Below are 442 nucleotides of genomic sequence, written 5' to 3'. Positions count from 1 at the left end.
TAGCTGATTCAGCATCTGTTAATGCCGATGCAGACCAAATTACTTTTAACTGGAGTGATACAGATAAAGCACTGAACATTCATGGTAATGAACAGGCCGTATTAGTAGGCATTGCCAATGGATATTATCCATCTTATTCTATAGATGAATATATAAGAGAAGACCGTAGTGGTGGAATACCATTCCCCAATGCTCCTTCAGGAACACTGGTACATTGTTATATTGCTTTTGCAGAAACAGACAATTTAATGAGAGCCAGTAACAGCGTGTATCTGGGTACCGTTAGTATACCTTAATTTCAAAACCGGGGTCTCACTTTAAGTGAGGCTCCAGGTATATAATCATTTAAATTAAAAATCGTAAAAATAAATAGTCATGGGAAAGTTTAATAACGGAATCCTTGGTGGATTCAACGGAAAAGTAGGTAACGTGGTAGGTGCAA

1 protein-coding gene is annotated in these 442 nt (G+C 37.6%); it reads left to right on the top strand.

The genetic code is table 11. From position 1 onward, the window contains the following. The coding region (locus OM075_RS25650) for a DUF6266 family protein (protein ID WP_301193396.1) at positions 1-296 on the top strand (296 nt) is incomplete at its 5' end. Positions 297-442 lie beyond the last annotated feature (146 nt).

Source organism: Plebeiibacterium sediminum (genome assembly GCF_026013605.1).
Classification (GTDB): domain Bacteria; phylum Bacteroidota; class Bacteroidia; order Bacteroidales; family Marinilabiliaceae; genus Saccharicrinis; species Saccharicrinis sediminus.
Note: the sequence above shows the minus strand (reverse complement) of the source record. Positions and strands in the feature narration are given on the sequence as shown.